Consider the following 2,461-nt stretch of genomic DNA (forward strand, 5'->3'; position numbering starts at 1 on the left):
GCCCAGACCAGTGCATCCAGCCGGTCCGGTGAGCCGCTGCCGCGGTAGCCTTGGGGTGTCATCAGGCACATCTGGTCCTCCAGGCCTCCCAGCCCCGGCAGATGTTTGACGCGACCCTGTTCATAGAGCGCCGCGGCGGGTTCGGCGCGGGCCGATTTGCCTTTTCTTGCGTGCAGCGCCCGGAACGGCACCAGCGGATCGGCCTGGCGCAGCACGGTTTCCACCAGCGCGCCGCCCTGGTTGACTTCGGCCACCACCCGGTCGGCGCCATGGGCATCGCGGGCGGCAATTGCGGCCTGTGCCCAGGCCAGCGGACCCACGCCCTGCACGGTGCAATCCGCCAGAACATAGGCGCACCAGTCCCGCGGCGGGCCTTGGGTGACGGCGCCGACCACCACAATCCCGCAAGCGTCGGACCCTTTACCTGCGCTGACCGCCGGGTCGACGGCGACCACGACCCGGTCAAGCGGCGGCGCCTCTGCCACTTGTGCATCAGCCAGCGCCGCAGTGGTCCAGAGCGCGCCCTGTACATCGGCCAGCATCACCCCGTCCAGCTCCTGCCGGCCCAACCGGGTGCCTGCATAGCGCGCGCGCACTTCCACCAGGAACGACGGTGCAAGATTGGCGCGGTTGGCTTCGGTCGCGGCGTGGGTCTGGACGGTGCTGGGCGAGGCCAGCAGCCGTTTCAGCACCGGCGCATTGCGCGGCGTGGTGGTGACGCAGACCCGCGGGTCCTGGCCCAGCCGCAGGGCAAACTGCAGCATGTCCCAGCTCTCCTGCCCCTTTTTCCATTTGGCCAGCTCATCTGCCCAGGCAGCATCGAACTGGGGACCGCGCAGGGCCTCCGGGTCGTGGGCGGAAAACGCCTGCGCCTCCGCCCCGTTGGGCCAGACCAGCTTGCGCTCGGACGCTTTCCACTTGGGGCGGCGGTCGGGCGGCGAACAGGCCAGGATGCCGCTGTCGCCATGTATCATCACATCGCGCACCTGGTCGTAGGTTTCCGCCACCAGTGCGATGCGCCTTGCGGTGCCGGGATCATGCGGGCAAGGCCCTTCGGCGAGCGAGCGGATCCATTCGGCCCCTGCCCGTGTCTTGCCTGCGCCGCGGCCGCCCAGGATCACCCAGGCGCGCCAGCCCCCCGGCGGCGGGCGCTGGTGATCCAGCGCCCAGATGTCAAAAAGATGCGGCAGCGCGCAGAGCGACTTGCGGTCCAGCTCATTCAAGAACCAGTTCTGGAGCGAGGGCGGCGCGCAGGCTAGTAAGTCCGCGCTCGACAGCTGCGCGCGCCGCATCGAGATCGAGTTCATGTTCGGATTTGAGCATGCGGGCGAATTCGGTGCATTGTTCTGCAAGGAGTCTCTCCACTTTCTGGCAATCGCGGATCAGCTGTTCCAGTTTGCTGATCTGGCTTTTGGCGCCGGCCGCTTCGTCGGCGCCTTGTGCGTCGAGCTGTTCGCGCAGCTCTTCCGCCTCGTTGCGCAGGCGGTGGATGCTGTCCTGCAGGGATCGCAGGAGATCGGCGGTGTAATGCACCTGCCGTGTCAGAACGGCGGCGCTATCCTGGTCTGTTGGATGATCTGTCATGAAATTGTCTGCCTCATGCGTTTTTGTCCGCACAAGAGAAAGAGCGGCGGCCACCGTCGGAGGGGTCCGGGGCCGTCCATGTTTCTTCCAGCTGCAACTCAACCTATACACGATTTACCTGTGGCTGTCAAGAATTGCATGAGCAGCAGCGCACGGTGGGGCCGCAACAGGCTGCGGCCGGCGCTGTTGGTGCTGCGCTTTTTGAACAGACCATCCAAGCCATTGAAAAAGGGGAATACAGAGATGGGCGGCTATAGAACCGAGGTAATTCAAATAATGCGCATCTTCCGCAAAAACACTCTTTCCGAAATGCAATCTTAGATTGTAGCGTCAAGCCTGCACAGCACCGTGCAGCAACATCATTTTTGATAACGAGGAACCGCACATGGGTTGGACCAATTACCAGATTGCCACCGCGCAAGAGTCGACACCTGTCCCGGGGGATGCCGGAAAGATCTTTTATGATGCCACACTCCACTATGTGAACATTCCGGCAAACGCCACAATCGTGATGTCAGGCGGCCGCAGAGGCGAGGGCCAGACCTCCGTTGACGATGTGGTCAAACTGACCATGACGGATCAAAGCGATCCGGAGAACACCGCTACATATTCGCATGACTACAGCAACAGCTGTTCCGGCGTGGTGACGCCGATGCAACCGGTGGATCTGAGCTCGCAGTTCGGCTCTCTGGCTGGAAAAACCGTCAAGGCAACCATTGAATTCTATGACAAGTGCGGCGGCTACCAGAGCGGGACCAATTTCTACATCTGCATCTATACTTGACGCCAGCCTGCCCATACGGGCCGTTCCTGGGCCTGTCATCAAAAAGGGCGCCCCAAAGGCGCCCTTTCCATAAACGGTCTGCGAGCCTCAGCC

General features: G+C 63.0%; 3 protein-coding genes. 1 reads left to right on the plus strand and 2 read right to left on the minus strand.

The features are described from left to right. A partial coding sequence (locus A2I95_RS31580; protein WP_291736178.1) for a terminase family protein occupies positions 1-1,223 on the minus strand: 1,223 nt, incomplete at its 3' end. Next, complete coding sequence (locus tag A2I95_RS31585; RefSeq protein WP_051371942.1) at positions 1,216-1,638, minus strand: hypothetical protein; 423 nt, start codon at positions 1,636-1,638, stop codon at positions 1,216-1,218. The genes A2I95_RS31580 and A2I95_RS31585, both read right to left, overlap by 8 nt. Positions 1,639-1,969: 331 nt before the next feature. Here A2I95_RS31585 and A2I95_RS31590 point away from each other — a divergent pair, with 331 nt between their 5' ends. Then, positions 1,970-2,368, plus strand: coding sequence for a hypothetical protein (locus tag A2I95_RS31590; RefSeq protein ID WP_291736179.1), 399 nt, complete (start codon positions 1,970-1,972; stop codon positions 2,366-2,368). Positions 2,369-2,461: the final 93 nt, after the last annotated feature.

The organism is Leisingera sp. F5 (assembly GCF_001593695.1).

Excerpts from the sequence above, each read along its gene's own strand:
- A2I95_RS31590 (WP_291736179.1), top strand. The coding sequence starts at position 1,970 with ATGGGTTGGACCAATTACCAGATTGCCACCGCGCAAGAGTCGACACCT.